Origin of the sequence: Bacillus sp. MT(2024), from assembly GCF_036362845.1 — a bacterium.
GTDB lineage: Bacteria > Bacillota > Bacilli > Bacillales > Bacillaceae > Bacillus > Bacillus velezensis.
On the sequence record NZ_CP143632.1, the window covers coordinates 1,821,580 to 1,842,123 of the forward strand.

Here is a 20,544-nt window from a genome sequence, read left to right on the forward strand (position 1 = left end):
TAGATGTCCAGTCATTCCGGTTGCTAGAACATATTCTATCGTATAGTGATTCTGCTATTTGGCCATGGGAGATTCACTTTTAGGGTATATGACTGATATGACCGGACAAAAAAGCCGCTTCCATTGAGGGATGAAAGCGGCTTTTTTATGTTATAGAGGAAATTGAAAGGAAAAAGAGGCAGGAGTCTCATTTGGCTCCTTGTTCATGGAGACGGTCAGAATATGGTTGGTGAAATCAGTGAAAATATGTTTGTCATTCAGATAAAAAGGAAGCACCATTTGTTTGTTTAATGTCCGTTCAAGCGTTTTAACAGAGAGCATAAACTCATTTCCCGAAAGAGTGACGGTGATCGCCTGCACCTGCTTCAGCGCCGTCAGGTCGGCTTCAATGATATATTGACGGCTTGTTTCATATAGATCGATCGGCAGCGTCTCGTCATACCAAGCATACGGGTCATCGTAAAACTGCCGCAGCCATTCTTCCGTATCATCAAATTCTTCAGCGTTTTTTGAGTGATTCATGGAAGCATTCCTCCATATTAAAAAGCCTTGCTATAACGTATGCAGAAGCTTTAAATGGGTGAATGGCACAAAAAAACAGACACCGGGGTCTGTTTTACATATCGTGGCTTGTATTATGTTTTTGTCTTGTATGGTTGCGGTTTTTCACTTTTTTGCTTCCGCTCAGCGGTTCCGGCTGGCCGGGGTTATGGCCCTTCGGAGCATTTTTATGCATATCTTTACTTGTGTTTTTATTTGTCATGTTAAAGCCTCCTTTTTAAGGTGTTCCGGCTATTGGTTTGTTTTTCTTTTTTTATTGTTCTGCCGTTCTTCTTCCGTCAGGACGAGCTGGTCATTTTCTATATAACCCGCGCCTTTGCCTTGGCTTTTCGCATCATTCATGCCGTTAATTACATGATTGGCTTTCCGTTTTACCATGATCATCACCTCAACATTAATATGGCTCTTTACAGCCCGTTGTATGAGGCGGAAAATCGGACAAAATTTACCGAAAATCATACTGATAAGACGATCTTATTGTATTTAATAAAAACATTGATATTTACTTATGTATGATTTTATACTAAGATGAAATTGTGAGAAAATTGTGATGGAATGTGAACATTCATCTAAAGAACGATCTTGATCATTGAAGGGGGATTTTGGAGAATGACAAATCAGCAAAAAGTCGCAACACAAGACGTTTTCCAAGCAAGAAAAACATTTTCTTCAAATGGGAAAACATACAACTACTATTCATTAAAAGCATTGGAAGACGCAGGGGTCGGCAATGTTTCAAAACTTCCTTATTCTATTAAGGTTCTTTTGGAATCCGTTTTGCGTCAGGTAGACGGACGCGTCATTACAAAAGAACATGTTGAAAATTTGGCAAGATGGGGTACTGCTGAATTAAAAGATATCGATGTGCCGTTTAAACCGTCACGGGTTATTCTACAGGACTTTACCGGCGTTCCGGCCGTAGTTGACCTGGCATCTTTAAGAAAAGCCATGGCCTCTGTCGGCGGAGACCCTGATAAAATCAATCCTGAAATTCCGGTTGACCTGGTCATTGACCACTCCGTACAAGTCGACAAAGCCGGTACGGAAGACGCGTTAGCCATTAATATGGACTTAGAATTCGAAAGAAATGCAGAACGTTATAAATTTTTAAGCTGGGCAAAGAAAGCGTTTAACAATTATCAGGCCGTTCCGCCTGCAACAGGTATCGTTCACCAGGTAAACCTTGAGTTTTTGGCAAGTGTTGTCCATACGAAAGAGGAAGACGGAGAACTTGTGACCTATCCTGATACTTTGGTGGGAACTGATTCCCATACAACAATGATTAACGGAATCGGCGTTCTCGGCTGGGGTGTCGGCGGGATTGAGGCGGAAGCGGGAATGCTCGGCCAGCCTTCATATTTCCCTGTTCCTGAGGTCATCGGCGCGAAACTTGTCGGGAAATTGCCTAACGGAACGACGGCGACTGACTTGGCGCTGAAAGTCACTCAAGTGCTGCGTGAAAAAGGCGTAGTCAATAAATTTGTTGAATTCTTCGGTCCTGGTGTTGCTGAGCTTCCGCTTGCGGATCGGGCGACTATTGCCAATATGGCGCCGGAATACGGAGCGACTTGCGGATTCTTCCCGGTTGACGAGGAAGCACTTTCTTACCTGCGTCTGACCGGCCGTGAAGAAGAGCAGATCGATGTTGTGGAAGCATACTGCCGCAGCAACGGTTTATTCTATACGCCTGACGCGGAAGAGCCGATTTTTACAGACGTTGTGGAAATTGATCTGTCTAAAATCGAAGCGAACCTTTCAGGCCCGAAACGTCCGCAGGATTTAATCCCGCTTTCCGTTATGCAGGAAACGTTTAAAAAACATCTTGTCAGCCCGGCCGGAAACCAAGGGTTCGGAGCGGATGCTGCTGAAGAGAACAAAGAAATTTCATTTAAACTTAACAGCGGTGAAGATGCGGTTATGAAAACAGGGGCGATTGCAATCGCTGCTATTACAAGCTGTACGAATACATCAAACCCTTATGTATTAATCGGTGCCGGATTGGTAGCCAAAAAAGCGGTAGAATTAGGATTGAAAGTGCCGAATTATGTGAAAACTTCACTTGCACCGGGGTCTAAGGTTGTTACTGGATACTTAGTCAACTCAGGCCTGCTTCCTTACATGAAGGAGCTCGGCTTTAACCTTGTAGGGTATGGCTGTACGACATGTATCGGGAACTCCGGCCCGCTTTCTCCAGAGATTGAAGAAGCGGTTGCTAAAAATGATCTCCTGATCACTTCTGTCCTGTCGGGTAACAGAAACTTTGAAGGCCGGATCCATCCGCTTGTCAAAGGAAACTACCTTGCGTCACCGCCGCTTGTTGTCGCATACGCGTTGGCAGGAACTGTAAACATCAACCTGAAAACGGATCCGATCGGTGTCGGAAATGACGGACAAAATGTTTATTTCGATGACATCTGGCCGTCCATGGATGAAATCAATTCTCTCGTCAAACAGACTGTTACGCCGGAATTATTCCGCAAAGAGTATGAAACGGTATTTGATGACAACCAGCGCTGGAACGAAATCGAAACGACGGATGAAGCGCTGTATAAGTGGGACCAGGATTCCACTTACATTCAAAACCCGCCGTTCTTTGAGGAAATGTCTGTAGAGCCGGGAAAAGTTGAGCCTTTAAGAGGACTTCGCGTTGTCGGCAAATTCGGCGATTCCGTGACGACTGACCACATTTCTCCGGCCGGAGCGATCGGAAAAGACACACCGGCGGGCAAATACCTGCAGGAAAAAGGCGTTTCTCCTCGTGACTTTAACTCTTACGGCTCACGCCGCGGAAACCATGAAGTCATGATGAGAGGAACATTCGCCAATATCCGCATTAAAAACCAAATCGCACCGGGTACAGAAGGTGGCTACACAACACATTGGCCTACCGGGGAAGTGACATCTATTTATGATGCCTGCATGCGGTATAAAGAAGATAAAACGGGTCTTGTTGTCCTGGCCGGAAAAGATTACGGAATGGGCTCTTCACGTGACTGGGCTGCAAAAGGAACAAACCTGCTCGGCATCAGAACAGTTATTGCCGAAAGCTTTGAAAGAATTCACAGAAGCAACCTCGTCTTCATGGGTGTGCTGCCGCTCCAGTTCAAACAGGGTGAAAACGCGGATACACTCGGCTTAACCGGTAAGGAAGTCATTGAGGTGGATGTTGATGAATCTGTACGTCCGCGCGACTTGCTGACTGTCAGAGCAATCAGTGAAGACGGTACGGTAAAAACGTTTGAAGTCGTTGTCCGTTTTGACAGTGAAGTGGAAATTGATTACTATCGCCACGGCGGCATTTTACAAATGGTGCTTCGCGATAAAATGAAACAGTAGCAGAATGAACAAAGGAGAGAAAGCAGTCTGCTTTCTCTCTTTTTATGCGGGAGGCCTTAAGATGCTTGCGAAATGGCTGGGCGGAATGTTACTTATCGGGTTGTTAGTGTATGCGGGCTGGAATATTTATTCTGTGCAAAAAAGTCCGAAAGAAGGGACAGAAGAAGGGATGAAAGCCCCTGACTTTACACTTGATACATTGTCAGGAAAAAGTATCTCCCTTTCTGATTATAAAGGAAAAAAAGTGCTCCTCAATTTCTGGGCGACGTGGTGCAAGCCGTGCAGAATGGAAATGCCCGATATGCAGGAGCTGCAGAAAGAATATCCTGATATTGCGGTAGCAGCCGTTAATTTTACATCCTCTGAAAAAAATATACAGGCTGTGAAATCATTTGCTGATCATTATCAGCTGACCTTTCCTATTCTGATTGACAAAAGCGGAATTAACGGGGATTTCAACGTGCTTTCTTATCCGACAACATACATATTAGACGAAAAAGGAACCATTCAGCACATTCGCGTAGGCACGATGACAAAAAAAGAAATGAAAGAAAAACTGGATCTCAAATAGAGGTTCAGTTTTTTTATTGTAAAGGGCTTAGGTTTTGAAAAATTGGAAAAAATGAATGAAAACACGGAGGTGAGAAGATTGAAAAAAATGCGAAAACGTTCTTTTCATGAATTGGTTATGGAAAATAAACGTGAGCTGATGACCAATACGGAATATTTGAATCAGCTTGAAGAAAAGCTGGAGCAGCGGTTCAAACAAAAATAACCTTTAATTTGCAGTCATGTTTACACCTCCTTTTGCAAAATATACTCTTAAGGAGGGATGAACATGGGCATAAACAAGAAAGACGGCCAGCCGCAATACGCTCCGAGCCACTTAGGGACAAAACCCGTTAAATATAAACGCAATAAAGGGGAAAAGTTTCATGACAAGTCAAACGGACATCCGATTGTCATGCAGACGAAAGGCGAATAACATCATCAAAGGAGAGCAGACATTATGACAAACAATGATCAAAAACCGAATCCGGATGACCGTTCCGATAACGTTGAAAAGCTGCAGGATATGGTGCAGAATACAATTGAAAATATAGAAGAAGCGAAAGAATCAATGGAATTTGCGACAGATGAGGAAAAACAGCGCATTCAAGAAAAGAATGCCAGACGCAATGAAAGCATTGAATCGTTCCGCAGTGAAATTCAGGATGAATCGGCTGCAAGAGAAAACGGCTATCAATCATAATAAAAACCAGGGAAACCTGGTTTTTTTCTCTTTCAGGCTCGTTGTGATAAAATGGGGCTAATCTGATAAAAAGGGAGCAGAGAACGTTGCATGTGTCAAAAAAAGAAATAGAAGTGCGTTATGCGGAAACAGATCAAATGGGCATCGTCTATCATGCCAATTACTTAGTCTGGATGGAGGTCGGCAGAACGGCGCTGATTAAGGAACTCGGATTCCTTTACAAAGATATGGAAGATAGAGGAGTGCTGTCCCCTGTATTGGATATCAGCATTTCTTATAAAAAGCCGCTCCGCTACGGAGAAACGGCTGTCGTACATACTTGGATTGAAGAATATAACGGATTTAAAACCGTTTACGGCTACCACATCTATAATCCGGATCAAGAACTTGCCATCAAAGCGACATCCTCTCATATATGCGTTGATAAAGAGAGCTTCAAACCGATTCAGTTTCGCAAGGCTTTTCCTGATTGGCATGCCACTTACGAAAAGGCAAAAAAATAAGGAGCGGCTGCAGTTATGGCATTTGGAATTACGCGTAAGGAACTGGAAAGATGGAAGCGGGATGTATCGGAAGGGAAAATCGCTTTTTTAACGCATTACTGGCTGGACGACCGCTTTCCGGAGGCTAAGACCGTGACGAAGGCCGGTTCAAGCGATCTCAATAAACTGATCAGATGGGGAGCGGAGTACGGGCTGAAGCCGGAGTGGATTCACCATAAAAATGAATTTCCCCACTTTGACCTGCTCGGAGAAACGCAAAGAAGCATATTAGAAAAAGAACGTCTGACTGATCATCTCAAAAGGTTCAGGCTGTAAAAAAAAGAACGCATCCGCTGCGTTCTTTTTTTTACACGTAATCAAATACCGGCTCTTCTGCCTGATCTGAATATGTGACTGACAAATCGTGATTATCAAAGTACCATAAGTCGCTTTCTTCAATAAAAAAGGTAATGCCTTCAACTTCCGTGCTGGTGCCGATGTTCATCGGCCGGTCTTTTAAAATGCCGAGAGAAAAGCCTTTCTGAACGTTGCTGCATCCCCCGTAACGGACAAAGAAACGGACATGGTCGCCTGTTTCCAGATCGAGCTCTTCTTTGTACCAATCCAGCGCGCCTTTCGTTACTTTCATGTTCATCCGGAACACTCCCTTTTTGTTTCTCATATAAAGAAATTATCTCTATTATAAACGCATATGGCATTTTGATGTCAAAATTGAAGTTTCATCAAAACCATTTGATCTTCGGTTCTGTTTTGTTTATAATCCGTTTGATGTTTGCCCTGTGTCTGTAGATAACAAACGCGGTCAAGAGCGTCACTACGATTAATAAATAAGGGTCTTTTACAAACAGACAGTAAATAATCGTATAAATCCCTGTTAACATTGAAGACAGAGAAACAAATTTCGTAAGGAATAAAAATACGAAAAATACTGCAACCATCGTAACGAATAACAGCGGAGCATAAAACAGCAGGACGCCCCCTGATGTGGCTACGGCTTTGCCTCCTTTAAACTTTGCGAACACCGGGAATACATGGCCGATCACTGCTGCCACCCCTGCGAGAAGAGGATGAATGGGGACGTGCAGTAAATATGGGAGCGCTGCGGCCAGGGTGCCTTTTAAAATATCGGCTGCGACGACGACAGATCCCGCTTTAACGCCAAGCGTGCGAAAAGCATTTGTAGCGCCCAAATTGCCGCTTCCGTGTTCTCTAATATCGATCCCTTTCGCAAGTTTGCCTACGACTAAACCTGACGGGATGCTGCCTATTACATAGGCCAAAATAATCAATAAAGCAATCAACATCTACATTTCTCCTTTTCAATGTCCCTTCACTCTATTTTAACACGAGTTGTTACCGTCTGATGACAAGTTTTTTGAGAATTAAGCTGACAAAGCGCTTTTTTTGATTCCGGCGAAGCGGTCATGTACAATATATCAAAAGGAGATGGTAAAGATGCAAAATCCTTCAAAATCAGAGATTAAAGAAATTCTGGACCGGAGCAAACGGATCGCAGTCGTCGGGCTGTCAGACCGTCCCGACCGGACTTCTTACATGGTTTCCAAAGCGATGCAGGATGAAGGGTATGAAATTATTCCCGTCAACCCAACGATTGATGAGGCGCTTGGCGTTAAAGCCGTTGCTTCATTAAAAGACGTGGAGGGGCCGATTGATATCGTGAATGTGTTCAGACGCTCTGAGCAGCTTCCCGGCGTTGCTGAAGAATTTTTACAGACGGACGCTCCCGTTTTTTGGGCGCAGCAGGGCCTTGCAAATGAAGAAGCGTATCGCATGATTACAGACAAAGGACGGACGGCTGTTATGGATTTATGTATAAAAGTCGCCCGCGCTGTTATAAAATAGGAACAAAAAAGGCAAAAATCCTTGGCAAATCAGGGGTTTTTGCTTTTTTATTGAAAGAATACTCTTTGCGTATGATGATGAAACAGATACAATAAAGCATGAACAGCTTTTTTAGAAACCCCTTTATACAGGGGTTTGCAGTCTGTTTGCGATGGCCGGCATAAAGCTATATAATAGAAAGCGAACTCATGTTCTTATCTGCCGAAAAGGGCACCAAAAAGATGAAAAGCCGTTCGAATGTATGTCTTGCGGCCTAAAAAAACGAGCCATTCGCTTAAATATGTTGCGAAATCAAGCATATTGGTTATAATTGTGAGTCCGAGGAGAATTGGACCGAAGCTTGCGCATACTGAAAAACAAAGACATGAAAACATTTAAAAAAGAGAATGATTAAGAGCAGGTTTTTTGAAAGGGGTTTGTACGTTTGGCTAGAAAACAGCAATTTGATTACAACGAAGATGCCATACAGGTGCTTGAAGGCCTGGAAGCCGTCAGAAAACGACCGGGAATGTACATCGGTTCGACGGACGCACGCGGCCTGCACCATCTGGTATATGAGATCGTCGACAATTCCGTCGATGAAGTTCTTGCCGGCTACGGAGATCATATTATCGTAACGATACATAAGGACAACAGCATCTCTGTACAGGACAGAGGACGCGGAATGCCGACCGGGATGCATAAGCTCGGAAAGCCGACGCCGGAAGTTATTTTCACCGTGCTGCATGCCGGGGGGAAATTCGGACAGGGCGGCTATAAAACAAGCGGCGGTCTGCATGGTGTCGGCGCATCTGTCGTAAACGCATTATCGGAGTGGCTGACAGTTACTATTGAGCGTGACGGATATGTTTATAAACAGCGGTTTGAAAACGGCGGCAAGCCCGTGACTTCACTTGAAAAAATCGGAACGACCAAAAAAACGGGAACGCTTACCCATTTTAAACCTGATCCGTCAATGTTCAGCGCAACGGTTTATAATTTTGACACGCTGTCAGAACGTCTGCGCGAATCGGCTTTCTTGTTAAAAGGTTTGAAAATAGAATTAATTGATGAACGGAACGGCGTAAAAGAAGTATTTTATTATGAGAACGGAATTGAAGCATTTGTCGCTTATTTAAACGAGGAAAAAGACGCTTTATGCGAAGTCGTTTCCTTTGAAGGCGAGCATCATGATATTGAAGTCGATTTCGCGTTTCAGTTTAATGACGGGTATTCAGAAAATATGCTGTCATTCGTTAATAACGTCAGAACAAAGGACGGCGGCACCCACGAATCAGGAGCCAAAACGGCAATGACAAGAGCGTTTAACGAGTATGCGCGAAAGGTCGCCCTTTTAAAAGAGAAAGACAAGAACCTTGAAGGCGCCGATATCAGGGAAGGTTTGTCCGCAATCATTTCCGTGCGTATCCCGGAGGAACTGCTGCAATTTGAAGGCCAGACGAAAGGGAAGCTCGGCACAAGTGAGGCGAGATCCGCCGCGGATGCCGTCATTTCTGAGAATCTTGCTTATTTCTTGGAAGAAAACCGCGATACGGCAACCCTGCTTGTCAAAAAAGCGATTAAAGCAAGTCAGGCCCGTGAAGCGGCCCGTAAAGCGAGAGAAGAAGCGAGAAGCGGCAAAAAGCGCAAAAAATCAGAAGCGACGCTGAGCGGAAAACTTACACCGGCCGGTTCCAGAAATCCGGCGAAGAATGAATTGTATCTTGTGGAGGGAGACTCTGCGGGAGGTTCTGCAAAACAGGGAAGAGACCGGAAATTCCAAGCCGTGCTGCCCCTTCGCGGAAAGGTCATCAATACAGAGAAAGCAAAGCTTGCAGACATCTTCAAAAATGAAGAAATCAATACGATTATTCATGCGATCGGCGGCGGTGTCGGCGCAGATTTTGATATAGACGACATCAACTATGACAAGATCATCATCATGACGGACGCGGATACCGACGGCGCGCACATTCAAGTCTTGCTGTTAACGTTTTTCTACCGCTATATGAAACCTTTAATCGAGCACGGAAAAGTCTTCATCGCCCTTCCGCCTCTTTACAAAGTGAGCAAAGGAAGCGGCAAGAAAGAGATTATTGAATATGCTTGGTCCGACGAAGAAATGGACGGCGTTTTAAAGAAAGTCGGCAAAGGGTATACCATCCAGCGCTATAAAGGACTGGGAGAAATGAACGCAGACCAGCTCTGGGAAACGACGATGAATCCCGAATCGCGAACGCTCGTCAGAGTCAAAATCGACGATGCGGCACGGGTAGAGCGCCGTGTAACGACATTAATGGGAGACAAAGTAGAACCGAGAAGAAAATGGATTGAAAAGAATGTTGCCTTCGGATTAGATGAGGAAAGCAATATTTTGGAAAATGAAAACTTGTCGGTCGCTGAGGAGGTTTAATAGTGGCACAGCCAGAATTATTTCATGATTTACCGTTAGAAGAAGTAATCGGCGACCGTTTCGGACGCTACAGTAAATACATTATTCAAGACAGGGCGCTGCCCGACGCTCGTGACGGTTTAAAGCCGGTGCAGCGGAGAATTTTATACGCCATGCACGCAGACGGAAATACATTCGATAAAAATTTCCGTAAAGCGGCGAAAACGGTCGGAAACGTTATCGGTAATTATCATCCGCACGGTGACAGCTCCGTTTATGAAGCGATGGTGCGGATGAGCCAGGATTGGAAAGTGCGGAATGTGCTGATTGAGATGCACGGCAATAACGGAAGCATTGACGGTGATCCGCCGGCTGCCATGCGTTATACGGAAGCGAGATTATCTTCTATCGCGTCAGAGCTTTTGCGTGATATTGATAAAAATACGGTTGAATTCGTTCCGAACTTTGATGACACCAGTAAAGAGCCGGTTGTTTTGCCCGCCATGTTCCCTAACTTGCTTGTCAACGGATCAACCGGGATTTCAGCGGGCTATGCGACTGATATTCCCCCTCATCATCTGGGTGAGGTCATTGATGCCGTCATTAAACGGATTGAATCTCCGGATTGCACCGTCGATGACTTGATGCAGGTGATTAAAGGGCCTGACTTTCCGACAGGAGGCATTATTCAAGGAGTCGATGGCATTCGGAAGGCTTATGAAACCGGTAAAGGCAAAATTATTATCCGCGGCAAGGCTGAAGTCGAATCCGTAAGAGGCGGACGGGAGCAAATCGTCATTACAGAAATTCCGTTTGAAGTAAACAAAGCCAATCTCGTTAAGAAAATGGACGAATACCGCATAGACAAAAAAGTCGAAGGCATTTCTGAAGTCAGGGATGAAACTGACCGCACAGGGCTCCGGGTGGTCGTTGAGTTAAAGAAAGAAGCCGATGCAAAAGGCATCCTGAATTTCTTATATAAAAACACTGATCTGCAGACAACATATAACTTTAATATGGTCGCCATACATAACCGCCGGCCGATGCTGATGAGTCTTACGGCCATCCTGGATGCGTATATTTCCCATCAGAAGGAAGTGGTGACAAACCGCTCCGTCTTTGAATTGCAAAAAGCAAAAGAGCGGCATCACATCGTTGAAGGACTGATGAAGGCGCTGTCTGTGTTAGATGAGGTCATAGCGGTCATCCGGGCAAGCAGCGACAAGAAAGATGCGAAACAAAACTTAATTTCTAAATTCGCATTTACGGAGCCGCAGGCCGAAGCGATCGTATCCTTGCAGCTGTATCGTCTGACAAACACGGATATTACGGCGCTAAAAGAGGAAGCGGAAGAGCTCAGCAAGAAAATTCAGGAGCTCGAAGCCATTTTAAGTCATGATAAAAAGCTGTTAAAAGTCATTACAAGCAGCCTGAAAAAATTGAAAAAGACCTATGCTGACAGCAGACGGTCTGTCATCGAAGAAAAGATTGAGGAAATTAAAATCAACCTTGAAGTCATGGTTGCCTCTGAGGACGTATATGTGACAGTCACAAAAGACGGCTATGTAAAACGAACAAGCCAGCGGTCATTTGCTGCTTCTAACGGCCAGGATTTCGGTATGAAGGATACTGACAGGCTGATTCACCAATTCGAAATGAATACAACGGATGTTCTTCTGCTCTTTACCAATAAGGGAAGCTATGTTTATTGTCCGGTTCACCAGCTTCCCGATATCAGGTGGAAAGACATGGGGCAGCACGTAACGAACATCATCACGATTGACCGTGATGAAACCATCGTGAAAGCTATACCGGTAAAAGAATTTGATCCATCTTCATATTTATTGTTCATGACGAAAAACGGTATGGTGAAGAGAACTGAAATGACGCATTACAAAGCGCAGCGTTACTCGAAAGCGCTTGTTGCCCTTAACCTCAAAGGGGATGATGAGCTGATTGATGTTCATGTCACAGACGGCGGCAGCCAGCTGTTTATCGCCACCCGTCTCGGGTACGGTTTATGGTTCGGTGAAGATGAAGTAAATGTAGTCGGTGCCCGTGCGGCCGGCGTAAAGGGCATAAATTTAAAAGACGGTGATACCGTCGTATCAGGGCAAATTCTGCATGAAACAGATTCGCTCGTCCTTGTCACACAGCGGGGAGCGATCAAACGGATGAACCTATCTGAATTCGAAAAAACATCCAGGGCGAAACGCGGTGTCATCATGCTGCGAGAGCTTAAAAAGAACCCGCATCGGGCAGTCGGCGTATTCGCGTGCGCTTTAGCCGACATGATCGCTGCGGAAACAGAAAAAGGCGAGAGAATCGAAATCGCCGTGAAGTCCTTGCGGTCGAATGACCGATACAGCAACGGCTCCTTCTTTACCGATGAAGATGAGACAGGGCCGGTAACAGATGTATGGCGTATCCCTGCATACGATGTTTGAGAGTAAAATTAAAATAAAAAACCTCCGCTCATTGAGCGGAGGTTTTACTATTTAGCTTTCATGGCTGCCGAATAAGTCAGTGATAGCGTGAATGACTTCGATTCCCTGCCATACAAATAAATTCAATGCAGTGAATGAAAACAACCCTAAAATCACCATTCGTAAGATAAACAACATGTTTAACAACCTCCTCATTTTATGTTACATAGATAGGCGATGTTGAACATGAAGCTCATCGAAATACGAGGACTGATAAAATTTAGCGATTAAAAAGCTTTTCTTTCGCTGTCTTCTCCGGGAAGCGGGGCGTCTCCTGTCTGATATCACGATCAGTGAGACAGAAGCGGCAAAAAGCGCCGTCAAGATATATGAGCCCGTCAGCGATTTTTTCTCATCATCAGCATTTTGGCCGGCCTTCATTTCGTGCATTTCCTGCTGGTCGGCTACCGCTTTAAAATGATGAGCGGTATCAAACGCATGGGGAATGGAGAGCAAATGAAAGCTTGCAATCGCTAAAAATAAAATAGAAGCTTTTAAAAACAAGATTTTTTTCAAATGTTCTCCTCCCTTCATAAGTCTGAATATTTTTATTATAATACCCTAATTTAAATGTAAAGTAAACACATTTATTAAATTTAAAAAATTATTATCCTGGTTAAGTATATACCATTCCATCCATCTTTTCATCTCTTTTTTCTTAAAGACCTATTTGTTATGATATGCACGCATTCCTTATGACGTGACAACATTTTTCGGGCTGTAAGATAAAAAACGGGGCATGACAGCAAAAGATGTGATGAAGAAACCGAAACATTTTCTTAAAAAAACTTCTCAACCACTGTTGTTGTGATATAATAATACCCGTTGTGTTAAAAGATCTAACATATGCAGCAAAAATGACAGTAAAAGATATGTAAAAGGGAGGTTAAACATGGAGGCTTTCATCAGTGAAATCATAAATGTTCCAAATGATTTTATTTGGAAGTATCTTGTTTATATTTTAGTCGGGATCGGATTGTACTTTACGTTCCGTTTTCGCTTTATTCAATTCCAGTACTTTTTTGAAATGTTCAGAATCGTCGGGGAGAAGCCGCAAGGAAATAAAGGAGTGTCTTCAATGCAGGCATTCTTTATCTCAGCCGCTTCTCGTGTCGGAACCGGAAACTTGACCGGCGTCGCGCTGGCGATTGCAACAGGCGGTCCCGGCGCAGTATTTTGGATGTGGATCGTAGCGATTGTCGGTATGGCTTCCAGCTTTGTGGAAAGCACTTTGGCGCAGCTGTATAAAGTGCGTTCCGGTGACGAATTCCGCGGCGGTCCGGCATATTACATGGCAAAGGGTCTGGGCGCCCGCTGGCTCGGTATTTTATTCGCCGTATTGATTACCGTTTCTTTCGGACTTATCTTTAACGCCGTGCAGTCAAATACGATTTCTGTGGCGTTTGACGAAGCATTCCATGTGAATAAAACAGTTATCGCTATCATTTTAGCTGTATTAACGGCTTTCATTATATTCGGCGGTCTGAAGCGTGTTGTTTCCGTCTCGCAATTAATCGTTCCGGTTATGGCGGGAATGTATATCCTGATCGCGCTGTATGTCGTGATTGTAAATATCTCGGCGGTACCTGAGCTGCTTGTTACGATTGTGAAAAATGCGTTCGGTTTTGAGCAGATCGTCGGCGGAAGCTTAGGAAGCATCATTATTATCGGAGCGCAGCGCGGCCTGTTTTCAAACGAAGCGGGAATGGGAAGCGCGCCGAATGCCGCAGCAGCTGCACATGTGTCGCATCCGGCTAAGCAGGGATTAATTCAGACCCTCGGCGTGTTCTTTGATACGTTTATCGTTTGTACATCGACTGCTTTTATCATTTTATTGTACAGCTTTACGCCTAAAGGCGACGGCATCCAAGTGACGCAAGCCGCACTGCAGCACCATCTCGGCGGATGGGCGCCGACATTTATTGCGATTGCGATGTTTTTATTCGCATTCAGCTCAGTCGTCGGCAACTATTACTATGGTGAAACGAATATCGAATTTATTAAAACAAGCAAAACTTGGCTTAATATTTACCGCGTATTCGTCGTAGTGATGGTGGTATACGGATGTTTGGCTGACTTCCAGATCGTCTGGGACATGGCAAACTTGTTTATGGGACTCTTGGCTCTCATTAACTTAGTGGCAATCTTACTGCTGAGTAATGTAGCCTACAAGATCTATAAGGATTATGCCGCTCAGCGCAAAAAAGGTCTTGATCCTGTATTCAAAGCCGAGAATACCCCGGAGCTCCAGCATATTGAAACATGGGCGGAAGAAGAAGGTACAAGCCCTGAACGTAAGACTGCTAACTGAGGAAACATGCATACAATTTTCAAAAAAACCCCTTACATTTTGTTGTGAGGGGTTTTTTATGTGAAAAACCGGGTTACTTTTACTGAAAACAGATTTTTTTGAATTTATTGTATTTTTCTCTTGTGTATGTAAGGGCTTTCATATAAAGTTTAACTAAACCGGTTTACCAAACCGATTTAGTCTTAAAGGAAAGGAGTATTGATGTGGCTTCTGATTATGGCATTTTTACGATCGGTGATGCGATGATCACCTTAAATCCCGCAAGCACAGGACCTTTGCGTTTTGTTACCCATTTTGAACGAAAAGCAGGAGGAGCTGAACTGAATTTTGCGATTGCATGCGCCAGATTGAACCTGCACTCAAAGTGGGTCAGCAGACTGGGGAAGGATGAGTTCGGCAGAGTGATTTATCAGTTTGCCAAAGGAGAAGGAATTGATGTGACTGACGTCTCCTTTGTTGAAGGCTTTCCTACATCTTTAAATGTCAAAGAGATCAGAAATGACGGTTCAGGCAAGACGTTTTATTATCGTTTCAATTCACCAATTCTGACTCTTGCACCGGAAGATATAACAGAGAATATGTTTGACGGCATTCACATCGTTCATCTTACCGGTGTGTTCCTCGCGCTTGATAAGAAAAACCTTGAAATTGCTGAAAGGGTGCTTTCCATCGCCAAAGCAAGAAAGATTCCCGTATCTTTTGATCCGAATATCAGGCTGAAGCTGTGGACGATTGAGGAGGCGCGTGCGGCATTTCATCAAATCTTTCCGCATACTGATATTCTTCTGGCGGGCCGGGACGAAATGAAACAGCTGACAGGTATAGGAGAAAATGAAGCATTAGCCCGGTTTGCAGAGAGCTATTCAATCAGTCAGCTTGTCATAAAAGACGGTGAAGCAGGTTCTGCGCTGTATCATGATCATAAGTGGGTTCACAAAGAGGCTTTCCCGGTTGCGCCTGTCGACACGGTAGGAGCGGGTGACGGCTTTAATGCCGGCTACCTGTACAGTTATCTGCATGGTTTTGAACCGGAAAAACGTCTGGAGTTTGCAAATGCAGTCGGTGCGCTCGTCACCACAGTTTCCGGTGACAATGAAGGGCTTCCCTGCCTAGAAGAGGTTCTGTCATTCGTAAACAAAGAGACTGTGATTGAACGGTAGCAAGCACAACTTAAAAAGCGGGTGAAAAAATGAAAGCGGTTCAAGTACGGAAAGCATTTGATCTGATGGTGACCGAATGTGAGAAACCGTCAGTTCTCCACGCGGATGATGTTCTTGTCAAGGTGAAGCGGGTCGGAATTTGCGGATCAGATTTGCATATTTATCATGGGACAAATCCGTTAGCGTCCCTGCCGAGAGTAATCGGACATGAAGTCACAGGGGAAGTCGCAAAGACCGGTTCTCATGTCCGGCGTTTCAAGCCGGGTGACCGGGTAGTGATTGAACCGATATCTTATTGCGGAACATGCTATGCCTGCCGGAAAGGACGTCCGAACGTCTGCAAAGCGCTTTCGGTGTTCGGCGTTCATGAAGATGGCGGGATGCGGGAATATATCGTGCTTCCGGAAAAGCAGCTGTATGCCGTTTCGCCCGATCTGCCCTGGGAGGAGGCGGTCATGGCAGAACCATATACGATCGGCGCCCAGGCCGTTTGGAGAGGCAGCGTCGAGAAGGAAGATACCGTTTTGATTCAAGGAGCGGGGCCAATCGGAATCTGCATATTAAAAATGGCAAAGTTCAAAGGCGCTTCCGTCATGATAACCGACTTGAATGATGAACGCTTAGCATTCGCTGAAAAAAACGGTGCGGACGTTACTGTCAACGCGCAAAAAGAAGATCCCGTTTTGCGGGTGAACGAATGGACAAAAAATGAAGGCGCCAATGTCGTCATTGATGCTGTCTGTCTCCCCTCAACGTTTGAAACGTCCATTGACGCGGTGTCTCCGGCCGGTCATGTGGTTGTGCTAGGTTTTGATGAGAGGACTGCCGGCATTTCTCAGCTTCCGATCACAAAAAAGGAAGTCACGATCACCGGTTCAAGATTGCAGACGAATCAGTTTCCGTACATTACAGACTTACTGAATAAAGGCCTGTTAACGCACGGCGGTCTTATTACACATACATTTTCAGCAGATGACGTCCATCAAGCATTTCAGTTGATCGAACAGCACCCGGGCAAGGTGGGAAAAGCAATCATTACGTTTGATTAAAGGAGGAGCGAGAATGCTGCCTAAGTACGCCATTTACGAAAAACTTCTGCATGCACAAGTGGTGGCTGTCATAAGGGGACAAAACAGCCAAGAGGCGCTTGAAGTTTCAAAAGCGGCCATTTCAGGAGGTATCAGCGCCATTGAGCTTACATACACAACTCCTGAAGTGGAAGATGTCTTTAAGGAACTCCGGCATCAAGATATTCTTCTTGGAGCCGGTTCTGTAATGGATACCGAAACAGCGAGACACGCCATTTTATCAGGCGCCTCATTTATCGTCAGCTCTCATTTTGTAAAAGAGATAGCATCTCTATGCAACCAGTACAGCGTACCGTATCTTCCGGGATGCATGAGCGTGTCTGATATGGCTTTGGCGCTCGAAGCCGGATGTGATGTGGTAAAGCTGTTCCCCGCTAATTCGTTTAATCCCTCATTTATCAAGTCGGTCAATGGCCCTCTGCCGAATGTCCGCATTATGCCGACCGGGGGTATCTCATTAAACAGCATGAATGACTGGCTTTCTGCCGGAGCGGTCGCGGTCGGAGTGGGAAGTGACTTGATAAAAGCATATCAAAAGGGCGGCTATGAAGCTGCCGTATCCCTCAGCAAAGAATACGTCTGCCGAAAAAACGAATATACGGGGGTGTAACATGAATATCACGTTTCGCTGGTATGGCCAAGGTAATGATACGGTGACTCTTGAACATGTCAGACAAATTCCCGGGGTCAAAGGCATCGTCTGGGCTCTTCACCAGAAGCCCGCGGGCGAAGTATGGGAAAAGGAGGACATTGAAGCGGAAGTCAGATTCATTCAATCCTATGGGTTTCATGCAGAGGTCGTGGAAAGCGTGAATGTTCATGAAGCCATTAAACTCGGCCATGAAGAACGCGGACAATATATCGAACACTATAAACAGACCATTCGCAATCTGTCCGAATTCGGCGTGAAAGTCATCTGTTACAATTTCATGCCGATATTTGACTGGACGCGTACCGATATGTTCCGCGCGCTGGAGGATGGGTCAACCGCTTTGTTTTTTGAAAAAGCGAAAGTGGAAAGTCTGCCTCCGGAGGAACTGATCCGCACGGTTGAGAAATCTTCTGATTTGACGCTTCCCGGGTGGGAGCCGGAGAAAATGGCCCGGATCAAGGAACTGTTTGAGGCCTATCAAACGGTCGGTGAAAAACAGCTTTGGGCCAATCTAGAATTCTTTTTACATGAAATCCTTCCTGTAGCGGAGGAACACGGCATTCAAATGGCCATTCATCCGGATGATCCGCCCTGGTCAATTTTTGGCCTGCCCCGTATTATCACCGGTGAGAAAAGTTATGAAAAGCTGCGAGAGATTTCAGATTCACCCGCCAACTGTATTACGTTGTGCACGGGTTCGATGGGAGCGGATCCCGCCAATGATATGGTGAAGATCGCCAAACACTATGCGGGAGCTGCGCCGTTTGCCCATATACGAAATGTGAAAATCTGTGATAACGGTGATTTTACGGAAACTTCGCATCTTACCAGTGATGGGTCCATTGACATTACCGGTGTGGTAAAAGAATTGCACGGCCAAGGCTACAAAGGATATGTACGGCCTGATCACGGCCGTCATATCTGGGGCGAACAATGCCGGCCGGGCTATGGTTTATATGATCGTGCCTTAGGAATTATGTACTTGAACGGACTGTGGGATGCGTTCTCGTCTCATGAGAAAGAGGTGGAAGGATGAGACCGATTCATGAACGTTTATCAGGAAGAACCGCTGTCATAACAGGCGGGAGCGGTGTTCTCTGTTCAGCAATGGCAAAGGAGCTTTCACGGCAGGGGATGAAAATTGCGATCGTCAGCCGGAATGCTGATAAAGCAGAGCGTGCGGCGGGCGAGATTGCTGACGCTGGAGGAACCGCGGTTTCTGTACCGGCTGATGTTTCAGCCCGTGATTCGCTCGAAAAGGCAAAAGACGAGATTATCAGCCGGTTCGGTTCTGTCAATCTTTTAATTAACGGAGCCGGGGGAAACCACCCGGATGCGATCACTGCCAGTGAGACGTATGAAGAGGATGAGCAGAGCCCATCATTTTTTGATATGGACGAAACGGGATTTTTCAGCGTATTTTCAAGCAACTTTACCGGTGCATTTCTGGCATCGCAAGTGTTTGGAAAAGACCTTTTGAAGGCGGAATATCCCGCGATTATTAATGTTTCTTCTATGAGCGCGTATACACCGATGACAAAGGTGCCTGCCTACAGCGCGGCTAAGGCGGCGGTTCAGAATTTTACGATGTGGATGGCTGTTCATTTCGCAAAAAAAGGGCTGCGGGTGAATGCCATCGCTCCGGGTTTCTTTTTGACTGCGCAAAACCGTGAGTTGTTATTACAGGAAGATGGAAGTCTGACAGACCGATCCAATAAGATTATGGCACATACACCGATGAAACGTTTCGGGAAACCGGAAGACCTTCTGGGAACGCTCCTGTGGCTTTCGGATGATTCATGCTCAGGCTTTGTCACCGGGGTCACCGTTCCCGTCGACGGAGGTTTTATGGCTTATTCCGGAGTGTGACAGAATCCATGTCCCTGTCAGATTGTAAACGATTTACTTCTGACTTATACTAGTGAAAAATGAAGACAGACGGGGATGAGTCTATGAAAACCATTACAATTTCTGATGTGGCGAAATATGCAAACGTATCTAAAAGCACCGTATCTCAATTTTTAAATCAGCGCTATGACTATATGAGCGAGAAAACGAAACAAAAAATAGAAGCGGCCATTCAAGAGCTGAACTATCAGCCGAATTTCGTCGCCCGCAGCTTAAAACAGAAATCAACATTTACGGTAGGTGTGGTGGTGGCTAATATTCTTCACACCTTTTCCACTCAGGTCATCAGGGCGGTTGAAGACTATTTTCATGAACAAGGATTTCATATTATTGTCTGCAATGCGGATGATGAACCGGAAAAAGAAAAGAGATATATTGAAATGCTCAGGGCCAAGCAGGTGGACGGAATTATTATTTTTCCGACGGGCGAAAATCTCTCTTTATATGAAAAGATGAAACGCGATACGTTTCCGGTTGTGTTTATGGACAGAACCATTGAAGAACTCGGGATTCCGACAGTGATGCTTGATAACCATCATGCAGCCGGTCTTGCCGTTGACCGGTTTATCGAGAGCGGCATTAAGAGAATCGCGATTATTACGACGTCCATTATTCGGGAAATCAGTCCGAGGGTAGAAAGGATTGAAGGGTATAAAAAGGCGCTTGACCGCAACGGAATGATGGTGCGGAACGAATATATCAAAACAGCCAATGCGGCTGATATTTCCAATGTTTTGTCAGAGCTGTTCTCCCTTCAGGAGCCTCCGAAAGCGATATTGGCGGCAAACGATATTGTTCTTGTTGAGGTGCTGAAGTATATGAAGGAGCATGATATGACAATTCCTGATAAGGCAGCCGTCATCGGAATTGATGAAGTTCCTTTTGCGGGGTTTTTTACTCCTCCGATTACGACGATCGTCCAGCCTGCGGCAGAAATGGCGCGAAAAGCGGGAAGCCTTCTTCTTCGCCAGATACAAGAAAAAGATAGCGGTGAAAAACGGATTCACCGCTATAAACCGGCGCTTCTCGCAAGGCAATCCGGATAACCGGTTT

Annotated in this window: 24 protein-coding genes; 17 read left to right on the forward strand and 7 right to left on the reverse strand. The window is 45.2% G+C overall.

Annotated features, from left to right (window positions below; all coding sequences use genetic code 11):
- Positions 1 to 150 precede the first annotated feature (150 nt).
- The 3 genes from VP472_RS08920 to sspO all read right to left on the reverse strand — a co-directional run bounded on the left by VP472_RS08920 (position 151) and on the right by sspO (position 939).
- Complete coding sequence (locus VP472_RS08920; protein WP_146276848.1) at positions 151 to 522, reverse strand: Hsp20/alpha crystallin family protein; 372 nt, start codon at positions 520 to 522, stop codon at positions 151 to 153.
- Between the two features lie 94 nt (positions 523 to 616).
- A complete protein-coding gene (locus VP472_RS08925) occupies positions 617 to 763 on the reverse strand; it encodes a small acid-soluble spore protein P (RefSeq protein ID WP_003153984.1) in 147 nt (48 codons plus the stop codon).
- A 29-nt stretch (positions 764 to 792) separates the two neighbouring features.
- Positions 793 to 939, reverse strand: coding sequence for an acid-soluble spore protein SspO (gene sspO / locus VP472_RS08930; RefSeq protein ID WP_003153982.1), 147 nt, complete (start codon positions 937 to 939; stop codon positions 793 to 795).
- Positions 940 to 1,170: 231 nt separating this feature from the next.
- Between sspO and acnA the strand changes: the two genes are divergently transcribed.
- The 7 genes from acnA (at position 1,171) to VP472_RS08965 (ending at position 5,967) form a co-directional block, all read left to right on the forward strand.
- Positions 1,171 to 3,897 carry an aconitate hydratase AcnA gene (gene acnA, locus VP472_RS08935; protein WP_146276849.1) on the forward strand — a complete coding sequence of 909 codons (2,727 nt, stop codon included), beginning with the start codon at positions 1,171 to 1,173 and terminating at the stop codon, positions 3,895 to 3,897.
- Positions 3,898 to 3,958: 61 nt separating this feature from the next.
- A complete protein-coding gene (locus VP472_RS08940; protein WP_003153980.1) occupies positions 3,959 to 4,468 on the forward strand; it encodes a TlpA family protein disulfide reductase in 510 nt (169 codons plus the stop codon).
- A gap of 78 nt (positions 4,469 to 4,546) precedes the next feature.
- The gene (locus VP472_RS08945; RefSeq protein WP_012117651.1) at positions 4,547 to 4,672 is read left to right on the forward strand and encodes an FbpB family small basic protein; all 126 of its coding nucleotides are present in this window, start codon (positions 4,547 to 4,549) and stop codon (positions 4,670 to 4,672) included.
- 63 nt (positions 4,673 to 4,735) lie between these two features.
- Positions 4,736 to 4,882, forward strand: a complete 147-nt coding sequence (locus VP472_RS08950) for an acid-soluble spore protein N (protein WP_003153977.1) — start codon at positions 4,736 to 4,738, stop codon at positions 4,880 to 4,882.
- A gap of 24 nt (positions 4,883 to 4,906) precedes the next feature.
- On the forward strand, positions 4,907 to 5,149 hold the full coding sequence (gene tlp, locus VP472_RS08955; RefSeq protein ID WP_003153975.1) for a small acid-soluble spore protein Tlp: 243 nt from the start codon (positions 4,907 to 4,909) through the stop codon (positions 5,147 to 5,149).
- Between the two features lie 86 nt (positions 5,150 to 5,235).
- Positions 5,236 to 5,652 (forward strand): YbgC/FadM family acyl-CoA thioesterase, encoded by a 417-nt coding sequence (locus tag VP472_RS08960; RefSeq protein WP_146276851.1) that lies wholly within the window; start codon positions 5,236 to 5,238, stop codon positions 5,650 to 5,652.
- 15 nt (positions 5,653 to 5,667) lie between these two features.
- Positions 5,668 to 5,967, forward strand: a complete 300-nt coding sequence (locus VP472_RS08965; RefSeq protein ID WP_003153968.1) for a hypothetical protein — start codon at positions 5,668 to 5,670, stop codon at positions 5,965 to 5,967.
- 31 nt (positions 5,968 to 5,998) lie between these two features.
- Here VP472_RS08965 and VP472_RS08970 read toward each other — a convergent pair whose 3' ends face one another.
- Together VP472_RS08970 and plsY are read right to left on the reverse strand one after the other, a co-directional pair.
- Positions 5,999 to 6,286: a HesB/YadR/YfhF family protein gene (locus VP472_RS08970; RefSeq protein WP_007410318.1), complete on the reverse strand. Its 288-nt coding sequence runs from the start codon at positions 6,284 to 6,286 to the stop codon at positions 5,999 to 6,001.
- A gap of 88 nt (positions 6,287 to 6,374) precedes the next feature.
- On the reverse strand, positions 6,375 to 6,956 hold the full coding sequence (plsY, locus tag VP472_RS08975; protein WP_065180807.1) for a glycerol-3-phosphate 1-O-acyltransferase PlsY: 582 nt from the start codon (positions 6,954 to 6,956) through the stop codon (positions 6,375 to 6,377).
- Between the two features lie 151 nt (positions 6,957 to 7,107).
- On the opposite strand from plsY, the gene VP472_RS08980 reads away from it, so the two are divergent.
- From VP472_RS08980 to parC, 3 genes are all read left to right on the forward strand, one after another.
- A complete protein-coding gene (locus tag VP472_RS08980; RefSeq protein ID WP_007410316.1) occupies positions 7,108 to 7,515 on the forward strand; it encodes a CoA-binding protein in 408 nt (135 codons plus the stop codon).
- Between the two features lie 424 nt (positions 7,516 to 7,939).
- On the forward strand, positions 7,940 to 9,907 hold the full coding sequence (gene parE, locus VP472_RS08985) for a DNA topoisomerase IV subunit B (RefSeq protein WP_014305073.1): 1,968 nt from the start codon (positions 7,940 to 7,942) through the stop codon (positions 9,905 to 9,907).
- Positions 9,908 to 9,909: 2 nt separating this feature from the next.
- A complete protein-coding gene (parC, locus tag VP472_RS08990) occupies positions 9,910 to 12,333 on the forward strand; it encodes a DNA topoisomerase IV subunit A (RefSeq protein WP_077722388.1) in 2,424 nt (807 codons plus the stop codon).
- Positions 12,334 to 12,384: 51 nt separating this feature from the next.
- Here parC and VP472_RS08995 read toward each other — a convergent pair whose 3' ends face one another.
- Both VP472_RS08995 and VP472_RS09000 read right to left on the reverse strand, forming a co-directional pair.
- Positions 12,385 to 12,510: a hypothetical protein gene (locus VP472_RS08995; protein ID WP_003153957.1), complete on the reverse strand. Its 126-nt coding sequence runs from the start codon at positions 12,508 to 12,510 to the stop codon at positions 12,385 to 12,387.
- A gap of 24 nt (positions 12,511 to 12,534) precedes the next feature.
- Entirely contained in the window at positions 12,535 to 12,888 is a 354-nt protein-coding gene (locus VP472_RS09000; RefSeq protein WP_003153956.1) for a hypothetical protein, read from the reverse strand.
- 376 nt (positions 12,889 to 13,264) lie between these two features.
- Here VP472_RS09000 and VP472_RS09005 point away from each other — a divergent pair, with 376 nt between their 5' ends.
- The 7 genes from VP472_RS09005 to VP472_RS09035 all read left to right on the forward strand — a co-directional run bounded on the left by VP472_RS09005 (position 13,265) and on the right by VP472_RS09035 (position 20,537).
- On the forward strand, positions 13,265 to 14,683 hold the full coding sequence (locus VP472_RS09005; protein WP_071391774.1) for an alanine/glycine:cation symporter family protein: 1,419 nt from the start codon (positions 13,265 to 13,267) through the stop codon (positions 14,681 to 14,683).
- A 203-nt stretch (positions 14,684 to 14,886) separates the two neighbouring features.
- On the forward strand, positions 14,887 to 15,843 hold the full coding sequence (locus VP472_RS09010) for a sugar kinase (protein WP_057080740.1): 957 nt from the start codon (positions 14,887 to 14,889) through the stop codon (positions 15,841 to 15,843).
- A gap of 29 nt (positions 15,844 to 15,872) precedes the next feature.
- A complete protein-coding gene (locus tag VP472_RS09015) occupies positions 15,873 to 16,892 on the forward strand; it encodes a zinc-binding alcohol dehydrogenase family protein (RefSeq protein ID WP_102422672.1) in 1,020 nt (339 codons plus the stop codon).
- A 13-nt stretch (positions 16,893 to 16,905) separates the two neighbouring features.
- Positions 16,906 to 17,541 (forward strand): bifunctional 2-keto-4-hydroxyglutarate aldolase/2-keto-3-deoxy-6-phosphogluconate aldolase, encoded by a 636-nt coding sequence (locus VP472_RS09020; protein WP_076851242.1) that lies wholly within the window; start codon positions 16,906 to 16,908, stop codon positions 17,539 to 17,541.
- A gap of 1 nt (position 17,542) precedes the next feature.
- Positions 17,543 to 18,619, forward strand: a complete 1,077-nt coding sequence (gene uxuA / locus VP472_RS09025; protein ID WP_146276854.1) for a mannonate dehydratase — start codon at positions 17,543 to 17,545, stop codon at positions 18,617 to 18,619.
- Positions 18,616 to 19,452 carry an SDR family oxidoreductase gene (locus tag VP472_RS09030; RefSeq protein WP_146276855.1) on the forward strand — a complete coding sequence of 279 codons (837 nt, stop codon included), beginning with the start codon at positions 18,616 to 18,618 and terminating at the stop codon, positions 19,450 to 19,452. Before uxuA ends, VP472_RS09030 begins: the two co-directional genes overlap by 4 nt.
- A gap of 83 nt (positions 19,453 to 19,535) precedes the next feature.
- On the forward strand, positions 19,536 to 20,537 hold the full coding sequence (locus VP472_RS09035; protein ID WP_146276858.1) for a substrate-binding domain-containing protein: 1,002 nt from the start codon (positions 19,536 to 19,538) through the stop codon (positions 20,535 to 20,537).
- The last annotated feature ends 7 nt before the right edge of the window (positions 20,538 to 20,544 follow it).